Source organism: uncultured Henriciella sp. (genome assembly GCF_964005855.1).
Taxonomy (GTDB): Bacteria; Pseudomonadota; Alphaproteobacteria; order Caulobacterales; family Hyphomonadaceae; genus Henriciella.
The window spans coordinates 80,807-106,619 of record NZ_CAXFSW010000007.1 but is presented as its reverse complement, the minus strand read 5'-3'; the positions used below and the strand labels follow the sequence as shown (position 1 = coordinate 106,619).

The following is a 25,813-nucleotide window of genomic DNA, read 5'->3' as shown; positions in this document are numbered from 1 at the left end:
TGCAACCGGCGAATGTGTAAGTCTTTAAACATCTCCGGAGCGACATAGGTCCACTATAGGTTGGGCGCTCACAGGAGCGCTCGCCTCATGGTCGTGCAGGTAGGAGGACGCCAGATGTTTGATTTCGGATTACCCGCCTTTTTTGATGTGCTTGCAGAGCCGCAACGCACCTCCCTCAAATCGATGGCGCGACAGAAAACCTATCGCGACGGCGAAACGCTGCATCATCCCGGCGATCCGGCCGATACAATGGGATGGGTTGAAAGCGGGGCGATCGTATTCGGCAAGTATCTGGAAGACGAAGGCTTTCATGCCCTGGTGCGCCTTGGGCCCGGACATCATTTCGGTGAGTTCGGCGCCTTGCCCACAAAACCGGGGCTGCCGGTGCCGCGCCGCCTTGCCGCGGTGTCCGAGGGGCGGACAGTCGTCAATGAGATATCCAGCGAGCGCCTGACCGAGATATTCGCCACCGACACCGAATATCTGCGCGCCTTCCACGTCGTCACCACAGCGCGGCTCGCGCTGGTCCTCGAACTCTATGACGACGCCCGCCGGCTCAGTGCGCGCCAGCGCATCATCAACTTCCTCGCCGTGATCGACCGCATGCGCAATGACGGCCGGGTCATGGACTGCACACAGGCCGATATTTCCCGCGTTCTCGGCATCTCCAAGGTGACCGTGAACCAGACCCTTCGCGCGCTGACCGAGAAGGGCGTGATTTCCATCGGTTACGGCGCAGTGAGGTTTGAAGACAGGGAAGGGCTCAGCGCCCTGGCCGACCGGGCCTGACGCCCCCTCTGCAGAAAGAAATATCCGCACTGATCCTTCGCCCCCGCCCGCCCGTAAGAGCCCCTGTCAGTTCCCGGCGAAGCGTGTAAGCTGCCTGTCGCCGCCAGACCCTCTGCTTTGCGACAGGACGTCCCCCCAATGCGCCTTACAGCCTCTTCTCCCCTCATCCGGACCCTGATGGCCTCGGCCGCGCTGGGCCTCGTTTCGGCCTGCGGCGGCGGTGGAGGGGGAGGCGGCGGTGCCTCGGCGCCGCCTGTCAGTCCGCCCCCACCTCCTCCGCCACCGCCACCCCCTCCGGCGACTGGCGCCCCGGCCTATGAGGCAGGCGTCTATCCGGCGGCCAGCGAATTCAAGAACCAGTGCGCCAATCCCCGGTCCGGCGTCGATCTGGAAGGCAACCCCTTCCCCGATGAGCAGGGCAGCCTGCGCGAGGAACTGTTCTGGCTGCGCTCTTGGACCGATGAGACCTATCTCTGGCGGACCGAGGTTCCCGATCTCAACCCCTATGATTACGAAGACCGCGTCGCCTATTTCGACCTCCTGAAGACCAGTGAAACTCTCCCCTCCGGCGCGCCCAAGGATGATTTCCACTTCAGCCAGCCGACAGATGAGTATCTGCGTGAACGCAATTCTGCGCCCTCGACAGGCTATGGCGCCCGTTTCAAGGCGATCTCCACCACCCCGCCACGCGACTTCCGCGTGATATATACAGAGCCCGGCTCTCCGTCCGCGGAGGTGGTGAACGGCCAGACAAAGCTTGTTCGCGGCTCGCGCATACTCAGCGTTGACGGGGTCGACTTCATCAACGCCAATAGCCAGTCAGAGATCGACACGCTGAATAATGGTCTCTTCCCTGCCGCGACCGGAGAGACGCACAATTTCACCGTGCGCGACCCGGACGGCACCGAGCGCACGATCAGCCTCACCTCAGCCAACATGGTGCGCCAGCCGGTCAACCAGACCACCATCCTCGACACCTCGACCGGCAAGGTCGGCTATATCCACTTCACCACATTCAGCCCTTTCTCCTCCGAAGAACAGATCGCCAATGCCATGCAGCAGGTCAGCGATGCGGGCGTCAGCGACCTTATCCTCGACCTTCGCTACAATGGCGGCGGCCTCCTCGCCGTGGCGAGCCAGCTCTCCTACATGGTGGCCGGACAGGCGCGGACACAGAACCGCACCTTCGAACAGCTGCGCTTCAACGATACGGCAGGCAGTATCAATCCGGTGACAGGCCGGCCGAACAACCCGATCCCGTTCTACTCTACCGGGCAGGGCTTTTCCCTGCAGAGCGGCCAGAGCCTGCCCACGCTTAACCTGGGCCGGGTCTATATCCTCTCCACAGAGCGCACCTGCAGCGCCAGCGAGGCCGTGATCAATTCGCTGCGCGGCATCGACGTGGAGGTCGTGCTGATCGGCGACATCACCTGCGGCAAGCCTTTCGGCTTCTACCCCACCGACAATTGCGGGCGGACCTATTACACGATCCAGTTTCAGGGCGTGAACGATAAGGGCTTCGGCGATTATGCCGACGGCTTTGTCCCACAGAATGCGAACTTCCAGTTCGGCGCCCGCACCCTCGGCTGCCAGGTGGCCGACCAGCTCGTCGCACCGCTCGGCACCACTGGCGACCCGCTCACGGCAGCTGCCCTGCAATACCGCGCCGATGGCACATGCCCGGCCCCAAGCAGCGCCGGCGTCGCCTCTCAGGAACAGCCTTACCGCTCATCGGAAGGCGTGGAGCCGTCCGGCCCCGCCATCAGGCTGGAACAGCCCGATGTCATGGACGTCAACCGCGACCTCTCCATGCCCGGCGAATACCGCGGGCGGACAGACTAAGGCCCTCGCCCGCCTGACAGGGGCCCAGAATAGCCGTGCCAATAAAAAGGCCGGGCCCACTGGAAGACAGCGGGCCCGGCGCGCGTCAGGCAATGCCTGATGAGCTAGCAGGTCAGGGGCCAGATGGCCCCTCCCCCTTAGTTGGTCTCCGGTCCGGCGAGGTCCTTCAGGATCACATAGAAGTGGTCGAGCCCGTCATAGAAGCTCGAGACGAGGACCCGTTCATTCAAGCCGTGCGCGAAGGTGTCATTGGTCTTGGAGGCAAGTCCGCCAACGCCATAGGTATCATAGCCGAGATTGCGGTAATGCATCCCGTCCGTGCCGCCAGCCGACATGCTCGGAATGATCGAGGCGCCCTCGACACCGCGCGCTTCGAGCGCGGCCTCGATGGCATCGACGACCTCTTCGCGCATGCCCGATTCCGGGCTTTCGACGAGGTCGGAAATGAGTTCGAACTTCACGTCCTCATTGCCCACAACCTCTTTCAGCGTCTCTTCGGTCGCCTCGATGCCGACACCCGGGAAGATGCGGCAGTTGACCGTTGCCGTCGCAGACTGCGGCAGCGCGTTTTCCGCATGGCCGCCGCGCAGCATCGTCGCGACACAGGTCGTCGCAATCTGCCCGACCGTGGAGGGATCCCCGCGCAGGATAGCCGCCGCGTCCTCATCGCTCGGGTCTTCGGCAAAGGCGCGTGCCGCCATGCCCAGCTGGTCGAGTCGCTTGCGACCGAACGCGTCGAGCGAGGCCAGCGTCAGCTCATTGTGGCGAACCGGAAACTCATAATCCTCGATCTTGAGGAGCGCATGCGCCAGCTCATAGATGGCATTGTCGCTGCGCGGGCGCGAGGAATGGCCGCCCGGATTGGTCACGGTCAGCTCGAACGTCGCATAGGTCTTTTCGGCGCCCTGAACCCCATAATCGGTCGGCTCGCCATCGGCATCGAGGGACAGACCGCCCGCATCGGCGTTGAGCACATAGGCCGGATCGACTTCCTCAGCCACCCATTTGGCCTGCGCGCGGGTGGAGACCATGCCGGTCTCCTCATCGCCGGAGAGCACCATGACAAGGTCACGCGTCGGCTCGAAGCCTTCTTCCTTGAGGCGGATGAAGGTCGCGACCAGGCTGGTCACACCATATTTGTTGTCGGCGGTGCCACGCCCGAAGAAATAGCCTTCTTCCTCGGTCAGCGTGTACGGATCGCGTACCCAGTCCTCTGCCAGCGCGTCGACCACATCCATATGGGCCAGAAGCGCGATCGGCTTTTCCTGCGGGTCGGGCGAGCGATACCAGACGACCAGGCCCTGCGTCGCCTCGCCGTCATTCTCATAATCGGTGACCTCGATGTCCTCATCGCTGAAACCGGCGGCTTTCAGCTCCCCCACCAGATAGTCGACCACTTCCGGCACACGCTCCTGTCCGCGCGCGGAGCGGATTTCCACGACATTGCGATAGATCTCGCGGGCCTGCTGCTCGAAATCTGTACGCTCCTGCGCAATGGCGAGGGGCGAAAAGGCGACCACGGCCGCCGACGCGATAAGGGAAAGCCTGAAACCCATGAGAACTCCTTGAAAAAGACGGCCTGTGTGGCCCGGGAAGGTCGCGACCATAGCCCGTAAGACGGCTATGTCAGCTCCCCGCGTCTTGTTTTTTTTCAAGGAAAATAGCCACCGGCCCGCGCACGGCAGGCCAGAGGCTTTATTCAGGCGAAACTAAAAATGCGTTGAGGCCCGTTCGCCTCAGCCCGCTATTGCTGGCGGGAGGGATCGACGGTGTAGCATTCCTCGCACTGGTCCATGGCCGGACCGTTCGCGCGCTCGAAAAGAGCTTCATCCACCTGTTCGAAATTGTAACGCAGCCCGCTCCTGTACGGCGCGTCATAATAGTCAGCCAGGTCTTCCACCGAGGAGATCTCGCACGGCGCCTTGCGGTACCAGATGCCCCGGCTCATGGACGAGCCGGCATAGAGCCCGGGGGCCGTCTCGAGCGCGGCCTCGCCTTCTTCCTGGAACTGCGCGCTGACAGCCTCAAGTTCGGCATTGCTGACGGCATCGAAATTCGGATCGGCGATCGCTTCAGGGTCCTTCACCTCTTCGGCAAGCCGGTCCCAGTCGAGGCTTTCGATCTTGAAATAGCAGACATCCGCCGATGCCACGCCTGCCGCAAACAGGCCTGCGACGGCTGCGGCGACCATGATTTTCTGTTTCACTGCTTGTTTCATCTCGTTCCCGGTCCGGGTTCTTTCCAGCTATGACAGGCTGCTGAGGCCATATGATTTAATGTAAAAGCCGGTCGTTACGAAACCCCTACGAAAGACGTTTCACTTCACTCTAATACGCCCCCTCTAGACCGCCTCCGGCTCCAGCGTCTCGTTGAACTTGACTGGTTTGCCGCCGCCCTTTTGCGTGATCTCGCCATCGCGCATGACGAACTGGCCGCGAATGATGGTCGCGACGGGCCAGCCGGTCGCCTCGAAGCCATCATAGGGGGTCCAGCCGCATTTGGCCTTGGTCCACTCTTCCGTGATGGTTTCAGTGCGTTTCAGGTCCACGACAGTAAAGTCGGCGTCATAGCCTTCTGCGATCCGGCCCTTGTTCGCGATCCCGAAGACGCGCTGCGGGCCCGCCGAGGTCAGCTCCACGAAACGGCGCAGCGTCAGCTTTCCATTCGCGACATGGGTCAGCATGATCGGCACAAAGGTCTGCACCCCCGGCGTGCCAGACGGCGAGGCCGGATAGGGCCGCAGCTTCTCTTCGCGCGCATGCGGGGCGTGATCGGTCGCCACCACATCGACGATCCCGGCTTGCAGCGCCCGCCAGAGAGCATCCTGATGGCGCTGCTCGCGGATCGGCGGGTTCTGCTGGGCAAAGCCCTTGAGGCGCTCATAGCAATCGGGCGCCGCCAGCGTCAGATGGTTCGGCAGGACCTCGACAGAGGCGACATCCTTGGCATCGCGCAGAAGCTCCATCTCTTCGGCGGTCGAGATATGAAGCACATGGATGCGCTTGCCGGTCTTGCGCGCAAGGCGCAGCAGCCGCCGGGTCGAGCTGACCGCCGCTTCGACATCGCGCACCACGATATGGCTCTGCCAGTCGCCCTGCACGGCAAGGTCGCGCCGCTCTTCCAGCCGGTACTCATCCTCTGAGTGGAAGGCCGCCCGCCGCTTGATGGCGCGCAGCACAGCCTCGACACCTTCATCATCCTTGACCAGCAGGTCGCCGGTCGAGGCGCCCATGAAGACCTTTACGCCGCAGCAGCCCTGCATCTGCTCCATCTCACCCAACAGGTGCGTGTTCTCATGCGTCGCGCCGGCATAGAAGGCATGGTCGACATCCATGCGCCCCGCCGCCCGGTTCAGCTTGTCCTGCAGCAGCTCCGGCGTGGTCGTCGACGGGTTGGTGTTCGGCATCTCGAACACGGCCGTGACACCGCCAAGGGCCGCAGATCGCGCCTCGGTTTCCAGATCTGCCTTGTACTCCAGCCCCGGCTCCCGGAAGTGAACCTGGCTGTCGATCACGCCCGGCAGGATATGCAGCCCGGTCGCGTCATAGGTCTCACCGGCCTGCGCGGTCTCGAACTTGCCGATGGCAACAATCTTGCCGCCACGCACAGCCACATCGACATGCTCTTCCCCGCCGGGAGAGACGACAGTGCCGTTTTTCAGGATCAGATCATAAGTCTCGCTCATGGGGGTCGTTATGCGCCTCTTGGCCGGGCGAGTCACGGGGGCGGAGGCATCCCGAAACCCTAGTGAGCGGCGTCACCCAGACCGCAGACCTGAGGGGGCCGCCTTATCCCAGGCGCCGCTCGAACCGGTCGATCAGCTCCTCGATCTGGTCGCTGGTCTCTTCCAGGGTGAAGAAGTAGCCCTGCCATGTCGCCGGATCGGGCGGGTTGAGATTATAGCTCTGCAAATGCGGCAGGCAGACTTCCGGCTGCCAGAGCTCGACCGCGCGTGTGAAGGCGGCATGCACGCTCTGATGTTCCAGCCGCATCGCCCGCGCCCGGTAAAGCCAGACCTCGGCGTCGCACTCTTCGCTGATCCGGTCACAGGCCTGCAGCTCACGGAAGCCTGCCCGCAGCTCTGGCCGCAGCGCGTCGAGATAGAGCGTCGTCGCCGTGATCGTGTCTTTCAGCCGGTCGATATCCCCATCGCACACGCTGCGCGACTTATAGGTCTCGCACCCGCCAGCAAGGACCAGAAAGGCGAGCGGCAGGAGGGCGGTCACAGGCTTCAACGGCTCAGTCTCCTTCTCGCATCGCGCCCGCGAATCGCCAGCGTGCTCACCTGCCATCCTTTGCCGCACCGCCCCGCCTTGCAAGTCAAACCGCATGCCTTGACCTCATGGGCGCAGCAACGCACACCGCGAGCCAGTCATCACAAGATAACACCAGCGAGCCATCTCCATGCAGACCAACACCCTTACAGACCACACCTCCATTCCCCGCCAGATCGCTTTCCTGCTCGCAGGCGTCGGCGTGCTGACGGCATCCTCCTATGTGGCCGTCCCCATGGTCCCTGTTCCGGTTACGATGCAGACCCTGGCCGTCCTTCTTGTCGGCGCTGTGGCTGGGCCGCGCATGGGCCTTGCCATGATCGTCTCCTGGCTGGCGCTTGCCGCCACCGGCCTGCCGGTGCTCGCCGGCGGCAAGGCAGGTCTTCTGGCCTTTACCGGTCCGACGGCCGGCTTCCTTCTCGCCTTTCCAGCCGCCGGCTTCCTTGCAGGTGTCATGACGCAGACCCTCGCCCGCGGGCACATCAGCCGGGCCCTCAGCTTTCTCGGCCTTCATGGCCTTATCCTGATGGCGGGCTGGGCCTGGCTTGCCACGCTGGTCGGCGCAGAGGCTGCTTTCACAGCGGGCGTCGCGCCGTTCCTCGTCGGCGCCGTGATCAAGTCGGCCCTCGGCGCTGCTGTTCTGGCGGCCATCCCGGCCAGATGGCGCGCGGCACGCTAGAAACACCGCCGGTACACCGTCCATGCACCGCCCAAACACCGTGGAAAAGCGTGGACAGGGCTGGCGTATACGGTCGGAAAACCTAAATCTTGAGACATGGACACACAGATTCTTTCCGACAGGTCCGTCCTCGTTCTGGATGGCCCCGATACGCTCGCCCTGCTGGAGCGGCTGGTCACCAGTAACACCCATGACTGGGATATCGGCGAGGCACGGTATGGCGCCTTGCTGACCCCGCAGGGCAAGGTGATCGCCGACTTCATCGCCCACCGCACCGAGGCGGGCGCCCTTCTCGACGTCGCCACCCATGCGGTCGGTGACCTCTCCAAACGCCTGCAGATGTTCAGGCTGCGCGCCAAGGTCGACATTGGCGTCGATGGCAAACAGGCCGTCGCCATTGGTGATGACGGCGCCGCCGACCCCCGCTCGCCCGATCTGCCGAAGCGGTCCTTTGTCGAGGATGGCTCCGCCGCCGCAATCAGCGATGAGGACTGGGACGCGATCCGCGTGCCCGCCGGCGTTGCCGAATGGGGGCGGGATTTTCAGGGCGCCGAGGTTTTCCCGTGGGAAATCAACATGGACAGGCAGGCCGGCGTAGACCTCAAAAAGGGCTGTTTCGTCGGTCAGGAAGTCGTCTCCCGCATGCACCGGCGCGGCAAGCTGCGCAAACGCACGGTCATCGTTGAAGGCGAAAATCTCTCGAAAGGTCAAAGTGTTGAGGGCGAGACGCCGGTGGGTGAGATCACCAGCGCGTCCGGCAACAAGGCGCTTGCCATTGTGCGTGTGGACCGTCTCGCCAAAGCTGGCGACGAGCTCACAATTGATGGAAAAACTGCGAAAATCCTCGGGCCCGACTGGCTCAAGGATGAACTGTCCGCCGTCCTCGCCGACAATGAGACCGAATAGGCTGAGCCTCCAATGGGCATGAACCTTTCCCCCGACGAGACCCTGCCCTGCCGCTGGGCCCCGGAAGACGACGCGCTTTACCGCGCCTATCACGATCACGAATGGGGCGTGCCCGAATACGACCCGCGCGCCCTCTGGGAAAAGCTGCAGCTCGACGGCATGCAGGCGGGCCTCTCCTGGGTCACCATATTGCGCAAGCGCGATGCCATCCGCGAGGAGTTCGACAGCTTCATCCCCGAACAGATCGCCATGTGGGATCAGGAGAGAATCGAGAAAGCGCTACAGAATCCGGGCATTATCCGCAGCCCGACCAAGATCAAGGCGACCATTGGCAATGCCCGCGCCTTTCTGTCCATGCAGGAAAAGGGCGAAGACTTCTCCGAATGGCTGTGGAGCTTTACCGGCGGCGCCCCCATCGTGAACCAGCTGCGCGATGTCTCTGAGGCCCCCGCCAAGACGCCGCTTTCCGAAGAGATTGCCAAGGCGCTCAAGGCGCGCGGCTTCAAATTCTGCGGGCCCGTTATTGTCTATGCCTTCATGCAGGCTGTTGGTATGGTCAATGATCATGAGACGCGCTGCCCGCGTCATGCCGAGATACAGGAGCTGCATTCATGAAAAAGTCTGGCTGCGCCGCACTTGCCGGCCTCTTCATTCTTGCCGGGTGCGAGAGCTATGGCGGCGCCTTTGTCGACAATAGCGCGGCCTGCGATGAGATCGTCGACAGCCGCGCGCGGCTGGACTGTTATGAGCGCGCCGAACAGGCCGAGGATGAGTGGCGCGAAGAGCGGCGCCGCGAGCGCGAAGAGAAAGCGCGCAAGGAGCCCAGCGCATCTTAAAGGTCGACGCGGCCGCCAAGCCTGTCTAATTTCAAATGAAACTGGATTCTGACGCACCCCGAAGGGCGTGCGCAGGGAGGACATTTCATGACACCTGTCATCTCCGCGACCGGGCTGTGGACCCCGCCGCATACTGTAACCAATGAAGAACTGGTCGAAAGCTACAATGCCTGGGCCGACCGCTGGAACGAGGCCAACAAGGCCGAGATCGAGGCTGGCACGCTGGAAGCCAAGACCCATTCCAATGTCGAATTCATCGAGAAGGCCTCGGGAATCAAATCCCGCTATGTGGTCGACAAGTCCGGCGTCGTGGACCCGGCCGTCATGCGCCCCATCATCCCGGAACGCTCGAATGACGAGATTTCGATCCTCGCCGAAATCGCCGTAAAGGCGGCCAGACAGGCACTGGAAACGGCAGGCCGTGACCCGAAAGATGTCGACGCGGTGATCTGCGCGGCCTCGAACATGCAGCGCGCCTATCCGGCCATGGCCATAGAAGTGCAGGAAGCGCTCGGCATCGAAGGCTTCTCCTTCGACATGAATGTCGCCTGTTCCTCAGCCACCTTCGGCATCCAGACGGCCGCCGATTTCATTCGCGCGGGCCATGCCAGATCCGTCCTGATGGTGAATCCGGAGATCACGTCCGGCCATCTCAACTGGACCGACCGCGACAGCCATTTCATCTTTGGCGATGTGGCGACAGCCGTGCTGGTCGAAGCCGAAGACATCGCGCCAGCCAAGCACTGGAAGATCCTCGGCACCCATCTGAAGACCAAATTCTCCAACAATATCAGGAACAATTTCGGCTTCCTGAACCGGGCAGACCCGTCCGGTGAAGGCCAGGCCGACAAGCTGTTCATCCAGGAGGGCCGCAAGGTCTTCAAGGAAGTCGTCCCGATGGTGTCAGAAATGATCGTGTCAGAACTCACCCGCCTCGAGCTTGACGCTGGCGAGTTGAAGAGGCTCTGGCTCCACCAGGCCAATGCGAACATGAACAGGCTCATCTCTGCCAAGGTACTCGGACACGAGGCCAGTGAGGATGAAAGCCCGACCGTCCTCGACGAATATGCCAACACATCCTCTGCCGGCTCGATCATCGCTTTTCACAAACATTCGGCCGACTTCGAGGCCGGGGAAAAAGGCCTCATCTGCTCTTTCGGCGCGGGTTATTCGGCAGGCACAGTCTTTGTGGAAAAAGTCGCCTGACCTTCCTACATGCGGGGTATGACAGACCGCAGCATCAAGGCGACACACGCCGCCTACAGAGACGATATTTCCGACCTGATCACCCGCCGCCCGGTGCCAAACCGGGGGCTGGACCAGGTCGATCCCTTCCTGTTCCTCAACCATCATGGGCCCCAGCTCTACAAGGCCGGCAATAACGGCCTTCCTTTCGGCCCCCACCCCCATCGCGGCTTCGAAACGGTAACCTTCATCCTTGAGGGCAGCCTCGCCCATATGGACACGGGCGGCCATGAAAGCGTCATCCATGCGGGCGGGGTCCAGTGGATGACGGCCGGGTCCGGCCTCGTCCATGCAGAGCTCTCGCCGCCCGAATTCAAGCGCGCTGGCGGCGATATGGAAATCCTGCAGCTCTGGGTAAATCTGCCGCCAGAGCTGAAGATGACGACGCCGCGCTATACCGGCCTGCAGGCACCCGACATACCTGCCATTGCAGCAGATGGCGGCGCCACGCTTCATCTGGTTTCAGGTGAGTTTGACGGCCAGACCGGACCGGTCGACTCCCTGACCGGCGTCATGATGTCGATGGTCGACCTGCCAGCCGGCACGAGCGTCACCCTGCCCGCGCCCAAGGGCCGGAACGTCTTCTTCTATGTCGTGAGAGGCGCCGTCGATATTGGCGCTGTAGCTCTGGAAAAGTTCGAACTCACCGAGTTCAAAGATGATGGGGACAGGATCAAGGTCAGCGCCCCGCAGGGCGGCTTCCTGCTTTATGGTCATGCAGATCCGATCGGCGCGCCCGTCGTCGCGCGCGGACCATTTGTCATGAACACCGAAGCTGAAATCCGCGAGGCCATTCAGGATTATCAGGCCGGCAAGTTCAACCGCGAACCGGTCAACACCTAGGGCCTCCGGCAGGACGCCCTAGTCTTCTTCCTCGCCAAGGTCGCTCCACATGAGCGGCTTGCAGCTGCGGGCGGCCTCGACACTTACGATCAGGGCCGCCCCAGCAAGGATCCACCACGGGGCGTAGATAGTCTGCGCCGCACTCATCACCGTTTCCACCATAATCACTCCGCCTCGGCTTTGCCGTTGTCATTGCGTGTGGTTATGCCCGCCAGGACTTAACGAGGTCTCACCAGTTGAAGGCAATTGCTGGGCAGTTCGTAACCGAAATGCGGCCTTTTCTTTACCCTGCCCGGCAGATGATTAAACAGGGCTGCATGAGCACCCGGTCCCCACAGACATCGCGAAAGCCCCCGGACCGTGTCTGGCAGCGGATGCTATCGGGCCGGCGGCTCGACCTGCTCGACCCCTCTCCCGTCGATATCGAGGTGGATGACATTGCCCATGGCCTCGCGCGTGTGGCCCGCTGGAACGGGCAGACACTGGGCGATCACGCCTTTTCGGTTGCCCAGCACAGCGTCATCGTCGAGGAGATTTGCGGTCGGCTGGACCCCCGCCTGCCCGCCGCCGACCGGCTGATGGCACTCCACCACGATGCGGCTGAATATGTCATCGGCGACATGATTTCTCCGTTCAAGACGGTTCTGGGCGACAGCTATAAAGATGTGGAGAACCGGCTGACCGAGGCGATTCATGTGCGCTTCGGCCTGCCCGCGCGCCTGCCCGCCAAGCTGAAGAAGCTGATCAAGCGAGCCGATCATATCTGCGCCTGGCATGAAGCCACACAGCTTGCGGGCTTTGCTGCGCCAGAGGCCAACCGGTTCTTCGGCAAGCCGCCGGAAGACATTGTCCTGACACTGGAGCCGCAACCGCCGACCCAGGCACAGGCCAGCTTTGTCGCCCGTCATGAGACGCTGCTTCATGAAAAGGAGCGCGTAGCCTGATGGCGATTCCGCTTATCATTGGCCTCTCGGTCGTGATTGTCGCAACAGATGGCGAAAATCCGGGCGTTCTGGTGACCCGCCGCGATGGCGGGCTAGCTGCCCTTCCCTTTGGCACATTCGATCCCGAAGGCCACCGCACCTTTGAGATTGCCCTTCGCGGCTGGGTGCGTGAACAGACAAGCTTCGATCTCGGCTATGTCGAACAGCTCTACACCTTTGGTGACCGTGACCGGGAAACGCCAGAAGCCACGCTGGCCGACGCCCCGCCAGATGCCCGCGTGGTCTCTGTCGGCTATCTGGCCCTTACCCCGGATCAGCAACGCCTGCCGGACCGGCTGCAGGCACGCTGGCGCGGCTGGTACAGCCACTTCCCCTGGGAGGACCACAGGGCGGGCCGGCCAGCCATTATCGACCGGGAAATCGTCCCGCGCCTGGCGACCTGGGCGGCCGGAAGCGACATCCGCCGGACACGGGTCGACCTGGCCTTCGGCCTTGCTGGAAATGACTGGAGCGAAGACCGCGTCGTGGAACGCTATGAGCTTCTCTATGAGGCCGGGCTCGTCACTGAATGCGCGCGCGATGCGGGCTTGCCCGTGCCAGACGTGAAACTGGGTGAGCCCATGGCGTCCGATCACCGCCGTATCCTGGCAACCGCCATGGAGCGCCTGCGGGGCAAGATCCGCTACCGGCCTGTGGTCTTCGAACTGATGCCCGACCGCTTTACCCTGTCCGACCTGCAGGCGACCTGCGAGGGCATATTGGGCCTTTCGCTGCACAAGCAGAATTTCCGCCGCGCACTGGACCGCACGGGGCTTGTCGCCGGGACGGGTGAAATGAAGGCCAGCACAGGCGGGCGCCCGGCAGAGCTTTACCGATTCCTGAGAGAGAAGGTCCGCAAGAGCGCCGCGATCGGTATCTCAGCCCCGGCACAGCGCCGGGACGGCTAGCAGCTCTACTGAATACGTTTCACCAGCCGCCAGAGACGGACATTGAACACGGCCAGCATCAGCGGAAAGAGGACGAGGCCGCCCGCGACGCCGCCAATATGGGCCGCCCAGGCAAGGCGAATCCCGATGATCGAAGCGAGAAACTCTCCCACAACGGCAATCGCGACGTTGATCAGCACCCATGGCATCGAGGTGCGCACTGCGCCTTTCAGGCCGCCGCGCAGCCAGCCAATTGCCGGCAGGAAGCCTGACAGCGCAGATGACGCGCCAATGGCAAGCTCTGACTGGCCGGTAAAATTGCTCCACCCGATCTGGAAAAGCGCGCCCGCAATGGCGCAGCCTGCAAAGAAAAGAAGGAAGGCAAAGGCGCCTTTCATGTCTATTCCCAGCGCCACCGCGACGGGTGGACCAAAGGCGACGAGCGCCATCATGTTCATGGCGAGGTGGAAGATCCCGCCATGCAGGAAGACATGCAGCACCAGCGGCGCGAAGTTGCCGAGCGGGCGATAGACGCCCTCGAACTCCGGCCCGCCGGCAATGGCGCCGGCATCGAACATCCAGTTCGCAAGCGCCGGATCGAAGAAGATACCCGACTGGGAGAGCAGCTGGACCGACGAGACGGCCACGATCAGCGCCGTCATCAGGACGACCACGCCGGGCATCCGGTTAAACAGCGGCTCTCGCCGTCCGCTGAGCATTTCGGGGGAAGGTTGATATCGCACAGTGACATCTAAGCCACACACGCTCGCGGCGTAAAGGCCAGCGGGCGTTACAGACTCTTCACCTTCTGAAAAAGCCTGCCCCGGCGTCACGAATTGATTTCCCCGCCCGCCTGGAGATCATCGCGCTCATGGCAAAATCACGTGAAATTACATTCGACAGTCTGCGCCCCCCCGCCCCATGGATGGACGAGACTCACACCATGTGGCGCAAATCGGTGCGCGGCTTCGTCGACAAGGAGCTTGTGCCCCATATCGAGGAATGGGAGACGGCGGGCGTTCTGCCGCGCGAGGTCTATCCCAAAGCCGCTGAAGCCGGCCTTCTGGGGATGAACTATCCTGAAGAATATGGCGGCACCGGCACCGAGTTCGACCGCTTCCACGGCACGGTCGTGTCAGAGGAAATGGCCCGCATGGGCGCAGGCGGGGTCTCCTCTGCGCTGATGATTCACGGCATCGGCCTGCCGCCCATCATGGTCCTCGGCAATGAGGACATGAAGCGCGAGATCGCGCCGCAGGTCCTTTCCGGCAAGAAGCAGATCAGCCTTGGCATTACAGAGCCCGGCGGCGGCTCCGATGTGGCCAAACTCAAGACCACGGCCAAGCGCTCCGGCAATGGCTGGGTCGTCAATGGATCGAAGACCTACATTACCGGCGGGACAACGTCGAAATGGCTGACCACAGCGGTTCGTACTGGCGGGCCCGGCATGGGCGGCATCTCACTCATGCTCATCGACCTTGAAGCCGAGGGCGTCAGCCGCACCAGCCTGCCCAAGATGGGCTGGTGGGCCTCTGACACCGCGACGATCCATTTCGACGACGTGTTCGTGCCCCCCGAAAACCTCATCGGCGAAGTCGACAAGGGCTTCTACGGCATCATGGCGAACTTCAACGGCGAGCGTCTCGGCATGGCCGCGCAGTCGGCGGCCTATGCCCGCGTCTGTATCGAGGAAGCCGCCGCCTGGGCGCAGCAGCGCGAAACCTTTGGCCAGCGCCTCGCCGACCATCAGGTGATCCGCCACAAGATCGCGGCCATGTGCCAGCGCGTCTGGGCCACGACGGCCATGCTCGACCAGCTGACCTGGCGCGTGCAGAATGGCGAACAACCGGTCGGGGAGCTTGCCATGCTGAAGGTCCAGGCCACAGAGACGATGGAATTCTGCGCCCGCGAAGCGATGCAGATCCTCGGCGGCGCGGGCTTCATCCGCGGTCACCGGGTGGAGCGCATCTATCGCGAGGTACGCGTCATGGCGATTGGCGGCGGATCCGAAGAGATCATGCGCGACCTGACGGCCCGCCAGCTCGGTCTTTGAGCCACGGCCGGGAACCGGCTGGCTGCAGGACCGTCTAGTCCGGCAGGAGGCGCCCCCGCATGACCATGGCCATCGTCGTAATTGTCGTCACATCCGCCCTGCTGGCCGGGGCGGCGTGGGGGCTGTTCGGCCCGCTGCCAAAGCGGATTGAAGGCTTCCTCATCGCAACGGCGGGCGGCGCGCTCATCGTATCAGTGGTCACCGAACTGGTCGAACCGGCATCGGAAAACGCGCCCCTGACCTGGGTGCTCGCCGCGCTGATGGCCGGGGCAATTGTCTTTCTTGGGCTCGACTATGTGGTGAAAGACAAGTTCGGCTCAGGCGGGGGCGGACTGCTCGCGGCAATCACGCTGGACGGCATCCCCGAAAATCTCGCCCTCGGCGTCGCGCTGATCGGTGCTGGCCCGGCGCAGGTCGCCTCGCTGGCCGGGTCGATCTTCCTGTCGAACCTGCCCGAGGCAGCCGGCGGCGCCAAGGAAATGCATGGCGATGGCATGTCGAAAGCGCGCACTTTTGGCCTCTGGAGTGTCGCGGCGCTGCTGCTGGCGGGCTCTGCCATTGTGGGCAACCTTCTGCTGCGCTCGGCGCCGGAAGAAATGCTGGCGCTCATTCGTTCATTTGCGGCGGGCGCCGTGATCGCCTCTCTCGGCACCGAGGTCTTCCCGCAGGCCTATCGCGAGGACCATCTTGTGGCAGGTTTTGCCACCGCGCTTGGCTTCGTGCTGGCCTACAGCCTGACCGCGCTCGCCTGACCAGGGCTTTGGCCCGGCGGGCAGACCGAAGGGAACCGGCCTTTCTGTCTTTTCGTTAAGCTTGCAGGACATGGCGCGATCTCATTTTCCGCGCCGCCCAATCAGGAGCCCACAATGACAAAGACATTTCTTGCCTCATGCCTTGCAGGCACAGCCCTTCTTCTATCGGCTTGCGGTACAAGCGAGGAGGACAAGGCAGAGATGTTCTCCCAGTGCAAGCTGGTTCTGGGTGACCGCACCCTGTCACCGAATCTGCGCGAGGCCGGAACGACGCCGGACGCGGCCTGCACCTGTCTGGAAGCGACGCTGGACGATGGCGGCGATGAGCGCGAGATGATCTCGACCTTCTTCGAACGGGTCTCGGGCCGGATGGAGGCTTCGGATGAAAACGCCAAAGAGGCCGTCGATGCGCTCGTGTCCGGCGCCTTGCTGCCGGAAGGCGCCGACGCCGATGAGGGCGAATCCTTTGCAGACAATCTGACGGCCTTCAACCGGATGGTGAACACCATGCTGGCTGAGATGAGCGAAGCCGACGGGGCATGCCCGGCTCTGTAGTCTACAGGCCTTTCCGAAGTAGCCCCACATAGAAAAAGGGCCCTTCCGTTCTGGAAGGGCCCTTCAGTTGGTCCAGCTGACCCCAGGAGGTGTTGGAGGCCGCTAGAAGCGATACCCGAAGCCGAGACCCGCGATCACGGGATTGATCTCGACATCGGCGTTGACCTTCACGCTTGGTGCACCGCCGAGCGCGGCCCCAAGAGCGCTTGTGAGGTTCACCTCGACATCCGGTTCGATCCAGACTTTCTTGACGTCGGCGTTGAAGGCCCAGCCGCCCGGAACACCGTCGAGGTCATAGTCGAAGCCAGCCTGCAGGGCGAAGCCGATGGTCGGATCATACTCGATCCCGTCGGCCACAGGGCCCTCATCCTCATTGAAGAAGAAGGTCGCGTTCACCCCTGCCCCGACATAGGGCTTGAAGGCGGAGCCGGTATCGAAGTGATACTGCAGCGTCAGCGTCGGCGGCAGCAGCCAGACATCACCAAGGTCGATCTGCGCATCGGTGAGCACGCCCGGCACGGTGACATTTGTCGCCGTCACATCGTGCGGCGTGACACCCAGGATCAGCTCGGCCGCGATGCGGTCGGTGAAGAAATAGGTGATGTCGAGCTCTGGCACGTACTGGTCGTCGATATCGACGCTGCCAGCGAGTGCGGTGCCGCCGACCGACAGGTCAGCGCCTTCGTCAGGCAGAACGCCGATGACGCGGCCACGCACCATCCAGTCGCCTGGTTCGGCAAAGGCCGGGGCAGTGGAAACAAGAGCTGTCGCTGCAGCGAGCCCGGCAAAGATATGAAGTTTCATGAGACCCTCCTCATTAAGTGATGGGTCCAGCTAAACCCTTGTCATAGATAAAAATATTGGCCTTCCTGTCGCGCGCCCGAGTACCGCGCGACATAGGTTCGCAAATACGCATCTGTCCTTATCGACACTTTGCCAACGGCGCTTTTGACTGGAAATTCCGTCCAAAACATCCGACATTTCCCCCATGGCCCAAGCCGACCCGCATACCCATGTGCACGCCAACACACCCTGCAGCCCGCAGGACGTCGATGCCTTTCTGGAAGAGGCCGAAGCCATGGCCGCCCGGCGCGGTCAACGCATGACGAAAATCCGGCGCAAGGTGCTGCGTCTCCTGCTGGAAAGCGAAGAACCGTCCAAGGCCTATGACCTGCTGGCCAATCTCGATGGGGAGGGCGCAGCAAAGCCGCCGACGATCTATCGCGCGCTGGACTTCCTTCAGGAAGCAGGCCTTGCGCACAAGATCGAAAGCCTCAACGCCTATGTCGCCTGCGGCCATACCAGCCACAAGCATTCAGCGGTCTTCCTGATCTGCGAGGAATGCGGCGCGGCTGAAGAGCTGCATGCAGTGGCCACGAATGAAGCGCTGCGCGCCGAAACAGAGGCGGCTGGCTTCAGGATGCGCCAGGCCGTTATCGAGGCCCGCGGCGTCTGCCGTGACTGCGCCGACTGACCCTTCCGGCAGCAGTTGCGCTGAAGCGCGAGCGCGGCTACCCCTCCTCACTGTCGATGGCTGGCCGGAGGAGCAGTTTTGATCGAACTCTGGAAGGGCAGTGCCAATACGTGGGACTGCGACGAGATGGGGCACATGAATGTGCGCATCTATGTCGAAAAGGCTTTTGAGGGGCTCGGGACACTGGCCGCCCTCTGCCATCTCAGCCATGTCTACAAGGGCGGTTCTCCCTCAACCCTGCTGCCGCTGGAACAGCACATCCGTTTCATGCGGGAGGTTCATCCGGGCCGGCCGCTGTCGATGCGCGGCTGCGTGCTTGAAGTCGCGGGCACGCAGGTGACGGTGTATCAGGAACTCATTCATGGCGACGGCACGCCGGCCGCCTCGCTGCGCACCAAGCTTGTGCATGTCTCTGCCGATAAGCTGACGCCCTTTCCTTGGAGTGACAGGACCCGGAAGGCCTTCGAAGCCCTGATAGACGAGCCGCCAGCCGCCACCGCCCCGCGCGGGCTGGACCCGGCACGCGAACCCCTCCCGGATGAACAGGTCTCAATGGCATCGGCTGAGGCAGAAGGCGCCCAGATCATCGGTCAGGGCATGGTGTCTCCCCAGCATTGCGACGCGTTCGGACGTATGGCGCCGCACATGTTCATCGGCCGGGTCTCCGATTCTGTACCGAATTTGCTTTATGACTGGCGCCAGAAGGTCGCCGAGGCGGTCCCCGGCAGCCGGATGGGCGCGGCGGTGCTGGAAAACCGGATCATCTATCGCGGCTGGCCGAAAGCGGGCGACCTCTTCCAGGTCCGTACCGCCCTCGCCAAGGCAGAGGAAAAGGTCCACTCGCTGGTCCACTGGATGCTGGACCCGGTCACCGGCAAGCCCTGGATGACAAGCGAGGCGGTGGCCGTCACCTTCGATCAGGAAACCCGCAAGGCGATGGCCACCCCGCCAGAGCTGATGGAAGAGCTCTCCTCCATCGCGCCGGGCAACCTCAAGCTCTAGTCGTAATCGTCCCACTCGCTGCCATGCAGCGTGCGGCGCAGGCGGCCATCCTCACCGGGGGAATAGCCGTCAATCAGGTAGGCAATCTGCCGGGCCAGCTCATCGCGCACTTCGAACGGCACTTCCATCGGATGGAAATGCGTGGCGCCCGGACGCTCGCGCAGGATCAGCTCGCGATAGCGCGACGACATCAGATTGGAGACCTTGTTCGTCATCACCGGCCGGATATTAGGCCGGAAAACAACGGTCGGAATCTGCGCATTCTGTACTTTCTTCAGCGCGCCCCAGGGCTGATTACGCTGGGACGAAAAGGTCGCCGATTCCCAGGCGGGTTCGCAGGTCAGACGCACGACTTGCTCGCCCTCGCTGGAGTGCGCCTCACGAAACCCGTCTTCCAGATAGTCGCTCAGAAAAGGCTCGCGCCAGGTCGAGAAGGCACTCTTGCCCTTATACGACTCATAGGCGGTCTGGCGGTCCGGGAACTCCGCGCGGCGCCGCTTTGCCTGACGCGACATCTTATTGGTCTGACGGATAAAAGGCAGGACGTGGCGCCAGAAGTAAAAGCGCGGCTTAAGAATCACGGGATCGGCCAGAACAAGACCGGCGACAAGATCGGGACGCTTGCCGGCGACCAGAAGCGAGACACAGCCCCCCATGGAATGACCGCCCAGCACAACAGGACCGCTGGCTTCCTTTTCCAGAAACTCAATCACATCGTCGCGGTAGACATGCCAGGATTTCAGCGCCTTGGGGTCTGCCGGAAGATCGGTCAGACCGTGGCCCCGCATGTCGAGACCGGCAACGCGGTGGCGCTCTCCCAGCGGGGCGAGCAGCGACCTGTAGGTCATGGCATTGAAGCCGGTCGCATGCAGCCAGAGGGCCGCCATGTCCTTTGACGGATCGCCAAAATGGAGCGATGCCTGCGTCCCCTCGGACACTTCAGTCGTGCGTCGATGCATCGTCATCTGAATGGACGCCAGCCCCTTTTTTCCCGATCAGCACCAACGAGTCTGCACGCAGCTTCGCGGCCTTGTAAAGTTAAACCAGATAGGCTGGCTGCGCACAGCTTCCAGCGTGTTGCGAATGTGTTGGCTGGGTGACGGTCAGTCCGTGTCGAGACGGAAAATTCCCGTCGAGTGCAGGTGCAGCCCTGCCTCGGAAACAAGATCTGCCCCCATGAACAGCAGGGTACGGGTCTGGCGGTCGATCTTGCTGGTGACCTCGCCCTTGCCGCCGGCAAAGCGTGTGCCCGTCACATCGTGACTGACAGAGACGAGGCGGGCCTGTCCGGCCTCGCTGACGGCGGCGGCGTGACGTCCCATAGCCCGCATGGCGAGGGCCGCAAGGGCGGCTTCATCCAGGCTATCTGCGGAAAAACTGGCTATACCGGTCGCCTCTACCGAAAGGTCAGGAAGGGCGCGTGTTTCGTCCATCGTGGTCATGCAGGCTTGCTAGAGCGAGCCGCGCGCGAAGGAAAGCCCTCTCGCAACGCGACAGGCCGATATGCCATGCCTTATTTGTGGTCAGGCGACAGCCACACCTTTTTCGGGCTCTGCCGGGGCATCGCTCTCGAAAAGATCGACCAGCAGTGCGGTGTCGCTGAGCGCGAAGGTCGCGCCCGCCCAGCTGCCAATCATGGTGACCACGCGGGAGACCTGCATATGGCCGAGCCCAAGCGCGTGGAGGCGCGCGAACATGTCCAGCGCAACATGGCGCTTACCGCCCGGCGTCTGCTCGATGAGCTTTGCAATCGGGCCGGCCGGCATCTCTTGGCGTGCAGCGGTGGAAGCGGCCAGTGTGCGGGCGCCCGGCACCTGCGCGAAGACCTTTTCGATCAGGGAAGCGCCCTGGCGGTCCGCCGTGGTGAAAACCACCCCGACCGCCTCGCGTGCCGCTTCTTCTTCAAGGCCTGCGCCATCTGCGACTTGCCGGATGAGATCTTTCAGCATGGGGCGCTCCTCTAACCGCTCATGCCGCGATCATAGTAAACAGCCCTTGCACGAAAGTTACCGCGCAGGCGGCCAGCGTGGGACTTCTGGAGGCAAACAGGGTTAAAGACGCCCAAGACGTTAACGCGCAGCGCCGTTCTGTTAACGGGTCAGGCGCCGCAATCTGCGTCTCACCGCTACATGCGCTCGGGCGCTTCAATTCCCAGGATACCGAGACCAGCCTCAAGCTGAGACAGCACCGCTTCGCAAAGACCAAGGCGGGAGGTCCGGAGGGCTTCATCGCTTTCATTGGCAATGGGATGGGCTGCATAAAGAGCGCTAAACGCCTGGGCGAGCGTATAGACGTGCTCACAGAGGATGTGCGGCTGGCGCTTGGCGTGAGACTGTTCCAGCGCATTCGCAAAACCGTCCAGGGCCAGGACGAGCGCGCGTTCGGTCTCGCTCTCAATACGGATCTGGCCCGGCGCATGGCCGGCGTCCTTCGCGCGGCGCAGAAGCGACTTGATGCGCACAGACGCATAGAGAAGGTAGGGCCCTGTCTTGCCCTCAAAACTCGTAAACCGCTCAAGGTCGAAAACATAATTGGTGGTGCGCACGTTCTGCAGGTCAGCAAAGCGCAGCGCCGCGCGCGCAACCAGCGCGGCGATCCTGGCGCGTTCCTCCTCGCCGATATCGCCGGAAAGGCCGGTTTCACCGATGCGTTTTTCGGCTTCTTCCAGTGCCATACGGTTAAGGTCCGCAAGGCGCAGAACGCCGCCTTCGCGCGTCTTGAACGGCTTGCCGTCCGTGCCGTTTACCGTGCCAAAGCCGATATGTTCGAGGCGGTCCTCGCTCATCAGGCCCGCCATGTCTGCGGCGCGGAAAACCTGTTCGAAGTGCAGCGCCTGACGCTGGTCCACCACATAGAGCATGCGGTCGGGGTGCAGCGTCTCAACCCGGTCGACAATCGTCGCAAGGTCTGTCGCGTGGTAGCCCGTGCCGCCGCGCGAATTGATGACCATGAAGGGCGGCATCTCTTTCTTGTCGCTCTCTCGCGAGACATCGATGATCCAGGCGCCGTCATCCAGTCTGGCGAGGCCCTTTTCCTTCAGGTCCTCCACCATGCCCGGGATGAGCTGATCGACATCGCTCTCGCCCTTCCAGAGGTCGAACTCGACACCCAGAAAGCCGTAATCGACCTTCAGAGCCTCAACCGAGACATTGATGAAATGACGCAGCAGCGCGCGGTAGCCGGGGTGCCCGGCCTGCATTTCAGCGACAGCGAGCTGGCTCGCCTCATTGCGCTGGGGGTCTTCCTTGGCCTTGGCGGAAGCCTGCGGATAGAGGCGGCCAAGGTCTTCAATCGTGACAGGCGGCTCATCCGGATAGGGGCCAGCAAAATCCGGCCGGAAATAAACGAGGTCCGGCTGCTCGGCCAGCAATTCTGTGATGAGGTGGCCCATCTGCAGGCCCCAGTCGCCAAGATGGGCGTCGCCCGTCACGTCTTCGCCAAGAAAGCGGAAAAGGCGGCAGAGCGTGTCACCAATGACCGCAGAGCGCAGATGGCCGACATGCATCGGTTTGGCGACATTCGGACCGCCAAAATCGATCACGACCTTTTCAGGCGTAGCAACAGCGCCGCCGCCAGCCTTGTCATCCGCGCGCACAGCTTCTGCCTGACGCGACAGCGCCTCGGATGTCACCTTGATATTCAGGAAACCCGGCCCGGCGACATCGACGCGCTCAATGGCATCATCGCCCTGCACCTTTTCAGCAATGGTGGCAGCAAGATCGCGCGGCACCAGTCCTCTGGACTTGGCTGCGCCCATGCATCCATTGCACTGGAAATCGGCCAGCTCCGGGCGGTCGGAGCGGCGCACGGCGCCCCAGCGGCTTTCAAAGCCCTCGGCCTCGAAAGCCGCTGTGAAGACTTTCGTCAGGTGAGATACGAGATCGTTCATGACCGTTTCCGGAATGTGTGGTGTCAGGAACCGGAGGCGGCGTCGAGACGGAAGCGGCGCCCTTCGCGATTGAAGGCAAGCTCCTCATCCGTCAGCTGGAAACCAACGACGATCTCGAAATTGGCCCCGGAAATCGTGTCATCCGCGCGCGGAATGATGATGTCCTGAAGGACTTCGCGGCTGCCATCGACAGTGGAGCCGCCAAAATCGGCATCCACCGCGAAATACTCCTTGGCGAGAACCTTGGAGCTGCGGCGCGTCACGGCCACCCAGTACTGGTACTGGTGAGAATTGGACGTGGCCTGCGGGCCCTTGCCGAACGCGAAGTCGATTTCCAGTTCCGCGCGCACCGGCTGGTCCTCGACATAACGGCAGATGACGTTCACGTTCGTGATCTCACCCGTATAGGTAATGTCGCTGAAGCGCGTGCCGCCTTCGGTCATCTCGACGATACGCGAGGCGTCATAGAGCGCAGCGGCCGGCGGACACGGACCGGCATTCTGGCGCGAATCCAGAGCCCGGGAAATGGGGTTGCTTCCGCAGGCCGCGAGCATCAGTCCGGCAGCAAGTACAGCTATAACGCGCATAATCATGCCTTGTGGTCTTGGCCTCGCTGGTGAGGCTGTCCATGTAAGGGCTGCAGTGTTACGGGACACCAGCAAAGCGCGCAACGCCCGATCTGCGTCGTGTGCAGGAGGTTTTAATGGACCGCAGGAAACTGCAAATCAGGCTCGCCGCCCCGCGTGGCTTTTGCGCGGGCGTCGATCGCGCCATCCAGATCGTCGAGGAAGCCCTCGGCAAATGGGGCGCGCCCGTCTATGTCCGCCACGAAATCGTGCACAACCAGCATGTCGTCTCGCGCCTTGAGTCGCTGGGCGCCGTATTTGTCGAGGAGCTGGAAGAGTGCCCGCCGGACCGGCCTGTCGTCTTCTCCGCGCATGGCGTGCCGAAAGCCGTTCCGGCCGAAGCCGAGCGGCGCAATCTCGTCTATGTCGATGCCACCTGCCCGCTCGTCTCCAAGGTCCATGTGGAGGCCGAGCGCCACCACAGGTCAGGCAAGGAAATCGTGCTGATCGGACATGCCGGCCATCCGGAAGTCATCGGCACGATGGGCCAGCTGCCTGAAGGCGCCATCGCCCTGATCGAGACCGAAGACGATGCAAGGCAGTTTGAGCCGAAAGACGCCGCAAATGTCGCCTTCGTGACCCAGACAACACTGTCGGTCGACGATACGGCCAGCATTGTCTCAATCCTGCAGGAACGGTTCCCCGGCATTGCGACCCCGCACAAGGAAGATATCTGCTACGCCACGACCAACCGCCAGGAAGCGGTCAAGGCGATGGCGGATGGCTGTGATCTCTTCCTGGTCATCGGGGCCGAGACCTCATCCAATTCCAAACGCCTTGTCGAAGTCGCCAAACGCGCCGGCGCCAGGGACTCCCGGCTCGTCGCCAGCGCTTCCAATGTGGACTGGGACTGGTTCGAGGGCGTCTCGACGCTGGGCCTCACCGCAGGCGCCTCTGCCCCGGAAGACCTGGTGCAGGGCCTCATCGCCGCCTGCCGGGCGCGTTTCGACATCGAAGTCGAACACGTCACCACGGCGAATGAGACGGTCACCTTCAAGCTGCCCCGCGTGCTGGCTGCGGAAGTCTAGGACAGACTCAGACGACCGGTATCGTTCCGCCATCGATGACGTATTCTGCGCCGGTGATAGCTCCCGCCCTCGGGGAAGCCAGAAAAGCAACAAGGTCTGCAATTTCATCCGGACAAGTGGGGCGCCCGATGGGGATGCCACCAAGACTGTCCATGATGATCTTCTTGCCGCCCTCCACATCCGTTCCGGCCGCCTCGGCGAGCCGCCCAGCCAGCGCGGTGGCCGCCTCTGTCTCAATCCATCCTGGCGCGACTCGCATCACGCGCACCCCCTGGGGCGCAACCTCCTTGGAAAGGGATTTGCTATAGGCCGACAGAGCCGCCTTGGCCGCCGCATATGCCGTTGTAGATTCCGGCAGAGGCATCCGCGCCTGGATCGACGTAACATGGATGATGACGCCCGACCCGCGTTCGATCATGCCGGGCAAGACAGCGCGGTCGAGACGTACCGAAGACATAAGGTTCAGGTTCAGTTCTGCAGTCCAGAGACTGTCTGTCAGTGCCGCGAACCCGCCCCCCGGCGCCGACGAGCCACCAACGACATTAACGAGAATATCCACGCCGCCAAGGCGGTACTCGGCGACGGTCGCCAACTGAGAGGGGCCTGTGCCTGACGTCAGGTCTGCGGGCACGAACTCGATTCCCGCAGGCAGCGCCTCCGGCGCGGTTCGGCCACTCACAATGACATCAGCCCCCGCGGAGGCGAAGCGGCTGGCAATCGCTGCCCCCGCTCCCTTGGTGCCGCCGGTGACCAGCACTTTCAGGCCGTCAATTTTGAGCCAGGTCTCATTCATTTGATTTCGAGCTCCTCGATCTTGCCGTCCCGAAGCCTGAAATAATGGCCTAACATGACCGGGCTTCCCGGGAAGCTGCCGGACACTTCGGCGTGAACGACCAGCCGCCCGTCGCTGTGCCCGGTTGATTTTGGAACGGCAGTGAACGGGGTGGCTTCATTTGTTTCCCGCCACCAGGTCGTGATCGCCTCGGTGCCTTTGTGGTCCCGGGCCTCATCGCGGACATGTGCGTCCGGAACGAAAATCGCCTCAATGTCACGGTTGCTTGCGGGTTTCGGCAGGTCAAAGAAGGCCTGCACGCTTTCAGGTAGGGTCATCGCATTGCTCCTTTCTGCCCCGCAGGGCATTCTGTCGTGG

The 25,813-nt window shown here is 62.6% G+C and carries 30 protein-coding genes; 16 read left to right on the top strand and 14 right to left on the bottom strand.

Features of this window, described 5'->3' with window-relative positions; genetic code table 11:
* Window positions 1-114 precede the first annotated feature (114 nt).
* Both ABNU55_RS10275 and ABNU55_RS10270 read left to right on the top strand, forming a co-directional pair.
* Window positions 115-789, top strand: coding sequence for a Crp/Fnr family transcriptional regulator (locus tag ABNU55_RS10275; protein WP_290750712.1), 675 nt, complete (start codon window positions 115-117; stop codon window positions 787-789).
* A 138-nt stretch (window positions 790-927) separates the two neighbouring features.
* The gene (locus tag ABNU55_RS10270) at window positions 928-2,631 is read left to right on the top strand and encodes a S41 family peptidase (protein ID WP_348764348.1); all 1,704 of its coding nucleotides are present in this window, start codon (window positions 928-930) and stop codon (window positions 2,629-2,631) included.
* Between the two features lie 137 nt (window positions 2,632-2,768).
* On the opposite strand, the gene ABNU55_RS10265 is transcribed toward ABNU55_RS10270, so the two are convergent.
* The 4 genes from ABNU55_RS10265 to ABNU55_RS10250 form a co-directional block, all read right to left on the bottom strand.
* Window positions 2,769-4,187: a M20/M25/M40 family metallo-hydrolase gene (locus ABNU55_RS10265; RefSeq protein ID WP_290754200.1), complete on the bottom strand. Its 1,419-nt coding sequence runs from the start codon at window positions 4,185-4,187 to the stop codon at window positions 2,769-2,771.
* A 188-nt stretch (window positions 4,188-4,375) separates the two neighbouring features.
* Window positions 4,376-4,837 carry a hypothetical protein gene (locus ABNU55_RS10260; RefSeq protein WP_348764347.1) on the bottom strand — a complete coding sequence of 154 codons (462 nt, stop codon included), beginning with the start codon at window positions 4,835-4,837 and terminating at the stop codon, window positions 4,376-4,378.
* A 135-nt stretch (window positions 4,838-4,972) separates the two neighbouring features.
* Complete coding sequence (locus ABNU55_RS10255) at window positions 4,973-6,316, bottom strand: dihydroorotase (RefSeq protein ID WP_290754195.1); 1,344 nt, start codon at window positions 6,314-6,316, stop codon at window positions 4,973-4,975.
* Window positions 6,317-6,419: 103 nt separating this feature from the next.
* The gene (locus tag ABNU55_RS10250; protein WP_290754192.1) at window positions 6,420-6,866 is read right to left on the bottom strand and encodes a hypothetical protein; all 447 of its coding nucleotides are present in this window, start codon (window positions 6,864-6,866) and stop codon (window positions 6,420-6,422) included.
* Window positions 6,867-7,035: 169 nt separating this feature from the next.
* On the opposite strand from ABNU55_RS10250, the gene ABNU55_RS10245 reads away from it, so the two are divergent.
* The 6 genes from ABNU55_RS10245 to ABNU55_RS10220 all read left to right on the top strand — a co-directional run bounded on the left by ABNU55_RS10245 (window position 7,036) and on the right by ABNU55_RS10220 (window position 11,414).
* Complete coding sequence (locus ABNU55_RS10245) at window positions 7,036-7,584, top strand: biotin transporter BioY (protein ID WP_290754189.1); 549 nt, start codon at window positions 7,036-7,038, stop codon at window positions 7,582-7,584.
* A gap of 96 nt (window positions 7,585-7,680) precedes the next feature.
* Complete coding sequence (locus ABNU55_RS10240) at window positions 7,681-8,490, top strand: folate-binding protein (RefSeq protein ID WP_290754187.1); 810 nt, start codon at window positions 7,681-7,683, stop codon at window positions 8,488-8,490.
* Between the two features lie 12 nt (window positions 8,491-8,502).
* Window positions 8,503-9,105 (top strand): DNA-3-methyladenine glycosylase I, encoded by a 603-nt coding sequence (locus tag ABNU55_RS10235; RefSeq protein ID WP_348764346.1) that lies wholly within the window; start codon window positions 8,503-8,505, stop codon window positions 9,103-9,105.
* On the top strand, window positions 9,102-9,326 hold the full coding sequence (locus ABNU55_RS10230; protein WP_290754182.1) for a hypothetical protein: 225 nt from the start codon (window positions 9,102-9,104) through the stop codon (window positions 9,324-9,326). Before ABNU55_RS10235 ends, ABNU55_RS10230 begins: the two co-directional genes overlap by 4 nt.
* An 87-nt stretch (window positions 9,327-9,413) precedes the next feature.
* Window positions 9,414-10,532, top strand: coding sequence for a beta-ketoacyl-ACP synthase III (locus tag ABNU55_RS10225; protein ID WP_290754180.1), 1,119 nt, complete (start codon window positions 9,414-9,416; stop codon window positions 10,530-10,532).
* Window positions 10,533-10,550: 18 nt separating this feature from the next.
* On the top strand, window positions 10,551-11,414 hold the full coding sequence (locus ABNU55_RS10220) for a pirin family protein (protein WP_348764345.1): 864 nt from the start codon (window positions 10,551-10,553) through the stop codon (window positions 11,412-11,414).
* A gap of 18 nt (window positions 11,415-11,432) precedes the next feature.
* Here ABNU55_RS10220 and ABNU55_RS10215 read toward each other — a convergent pair whose 3' ends face one another.
* On the bottom strand, window positions 11,433-11,576 hold the full coding sequence (locus tag ABNU55_RS10215) for a hypothetical protein (protein WP_290754174.1): 144 nt from the start codon (window positions 11,574-11,576) through the stop codon (window positions 11,433-11,435).
* A gap of 155 nt (window positions 11,577-11,731) precedes the next feature.
* Between ABNU55_RS10215 and ABNU55_RS10210 the strand changes: the two genes are divergently transcribed.
* Both ABNU55_RS10210 and ABNU55_RS10205 read left to right on the top strand, forming a co-directional pair.
* Window positions 11,732-12,358 (top strand): HD family hydrolase, encoded by a 627-nt coding sequence (locus ABNU55_RS10210; RefSeq protein ID WP_290754171.1) that lies wholly within the window; start codon window positions 11,732-11,734, stop codon window positions 12,356-12,358.
* Window positions 12,358-13,305 (top strand): NAD regulator, encoded by a 948-nt coding sequence (locus tag ABNU55_RS10205; protein WP_290754168.1) that lies wholly within the window; start codon window positions 12,358-12,360, stop codon window positions 13,303-13,305. The genes ABNU55_RS10210 and ABNU55_RS10205 overlap by 1 nt, the downstream gene beginning before the upstream one ends.
* Before the next feature lie 5 nt (window positions 13,306-13,310).
* On the opposite strand, the gene ABNU55_RS10200 is transcribed toward ABNU55_RS10205, so the two are convergent.
* Complete coding sequence (locus ABNU55_RS10200; RefSeq protein ID WP_290754165.1) at window positions 13,311-14,027, bottom strand: rhomboid family intramembrane serine protease; 717 nt, start codon at window positions 14,025-14,027, stop codon at window positions 13,311-13,313.
* 128 nt (window positions 14,028-14,155) lie between these two features.
* Here ABNU55_RS10200 and ABNU55_RS10195 point away from each other — a divergent pair, with 128 nt between their 5' ends.
* From ABNU55_RS10195 to ABNU55_RS10185, 3 genes are all read left to right on the top strand, one after another.
* Window positions 14,156-15,337 carry an acyl-CoA dehydrogenase family protein gene (locus ABNU55_RS10195; protein ID WP_290754162.1) on the top strand — a complete coding sequence of 394 codons (1,182 nt, stop codon included), beginning with the start codon at window positions 14,156-14,158 and terminating at the stop codon, window positions 15,335-15,337.
* Window positions 15,338-15,396: 59 nt separating this feature from the next.
* Window positions 15,397-16,089: a hypothetical protein gene (locus tag ABNU55_RS10190; protein ID WP_290754160.1), complete on the top strand. Its 693-nt coding sequence runs from the start codon at window positions 15,397-15,399 to the stop codon at window positions 16,087-16,089.
* Between the two features lie 114 nt (window positions 16,090-16,203).
* Window positions 16,204-16,644, top strand: coding sequence for a hypothetical protein (locus tag ABNU55_RS10185; RefSeq protein WP_290754157.1), 441 nt, complete (start codon window positions 16,204-16,206; stop codon window positions 16,642-16,644).
* Between the two features lie 102 nt (window positions 16,645-16,746).
* Here the strand turns inward: ABNU55_RS10185 and ABNU55_RS10180 are convergent, their stop codons facing one another.
* Window positions 16,747-17,448: an OmpW family outer membrane protein gene (locus ABNU55_RS10180; RefSeq protein ID WP_290754154.1), complete on the bottom strand. Its 702-nt coding sequence runs from the start codon at window positions 17,446-17,448 to the stop codon at window positions 16,747-16,749.
* A 184-nt stretch (window positions 17,449-17,632) separates the two neighbouring features.
* Between ABNU55_RS10180 and ABNU55_RS10175 the strand changes: the two genes are divergently transcribed.
* Both ABNU55_RS10175 and ABNU55_RS10170 read left to right on the top strand, forming a co-directional pair.
* Window positions 17,633-18,118, top strand: coding sequence for a transcriptional repressor (locus tag ABNU55_RS10175; RefSeq protein ID WP_290754152.1), 486 nt, complete (start codon window positions 17,633-17,635; stop codon window positions 18,116-18,118).
* Window positions 18,119-18,196: 78 nt separating this feature from the next.
* Window positions 18,197-19,120 (top strand): thioesterase family protein, encoded by a 924-nt coding sequence (locus ABNU55_RS10170; RefSeq protein WP_290754150.1) that lies wholly within the window; start codon window positions 18,197-18,199, stop codon window positions 19,118-19,120.
* Here ABNU55_RS10170 and ABNU55_RS10165 read toward each other — a convergent pair.
* From ABNU55_RS10165 to ABNU55_RS10145, 5 genes are all read right to left on the bottom strand, one after another.
* Window positions 19,117-20,085 (bottom strand): alpha/beta hydrolase, encoded by a 969-nt coding sequence (locus tag ABNU55_RS10165; RefSeq protein ID WP_290754147.1) that lies wholly within the window; start codon window positions 20,083-20,085, stop codon window positions 19,117-19,119. The two genes, ABNU55_RS10170 and ABNU55_RS10165, sit on opposite strands and share 4 nt — an antisense overlap.
* Window positions 20,086-20,223: 138 nt before the next feature.
* Window positions 20,224-20,562 carry a hypothetical protein gene (locus tag ABNU55_RS10160; RefSeq protein WP_348764344.1) on the bottom strand — a complete coding sequence of 113 codons (339 nt, stop codon included), beginning with the start codon at window positions 20,560-20,562 and terminating at the stop codon, window positions 20,224-20,226.
* A gap of 81 nt (window positions 20,563-20,643) precedes the next feature.
* Window positions 20,644-21,069 (bottom strand): hypothetical protein, encoded by a 426-nt coding sequence (locus ABNU55_RS10155; RefSeq protein ID WP_348764343.1) that lies wholly within the window; start codon window positions 21,067-21,069, stop codon window positions 20,644-20,646.
* A 176-nt stretch (window positions 21,070-21,245) separates the two neighbouring features.
* On the bottom strand, window positions 21,246-23,009 hold the full coding sequence (argS, locus tag ABNU55_RS10150; RefSeq protein ID WP_348764342.1) for an arginine--tRNA ligase: 1,764 nt from the start codon (window positions 23,007-23,009) through the stop codon (window positions 21,246-21,248).
* A gap of 23 nt (window positions 23,010-23,032) precedes the next feature.
* Window positions 23,033-23,602 (bottom strand): hypothetical protein, encoded by a 570-nt coding sequence (locus ABNU55_RS10145; protein WP_290752599.1) that lies wholly within the window; start codon window positions 23,600-23,602, stop codon window positions 23,033-23,035.
* Between the two features lie 110 nt (window positions 23,603-23,712).
* Between ABNU55_RS10145 and ispH the strand changes: the two genes are divergently transcribed.
* The gene (gene ispH, locus ABNU55_RS10140) at window positions 23,713-24,663 is read left to right on the top strand and encodes a 4-hydroxy-3-methylbut-2-enyl diphosphate reductase (RefSeq protein WP_290752597.1); all 951 of its coding nucleotides are present in this window, start codon (window positions 23,713-23,715) and stop codon (window positions 24,661-24,663) included.
* A 7-nt stretch (window positions 24,664-24,670) separates the two neighbouring features.
* Here the strand turns inward: ispH and ABNU55_RS10135 are convergent, their stop codons facing one another.
* Entirely contained in the window at window positions 24,671-25,456 is a 786-nt protein-coding gene (locus tag ABNU55_RS10135) for an SDR family oxidoreductase (protein WP_290752595.1), read from the bottom strand.
* Window positions 25,453-25,773 carry a nuclear transport factor 2 family protein gene (locus ABNU55_RS10130; RefSeq protein ID WP_290752592.1) on the bottom strand — a complete coding sequence of 107 codons (321 nt, stop codon included), beginning with the start codon at window positions 25,771-25,773 and terminating at the stop codon, window positions 25,453-25,455. Before ABNU55_RS10130 ends, ABNU55_RS10135 begins: the two co-directional genes overlap by 4 nt.
* Window positions 25,774-25,813: the final 40 nt, after the last annotated feature.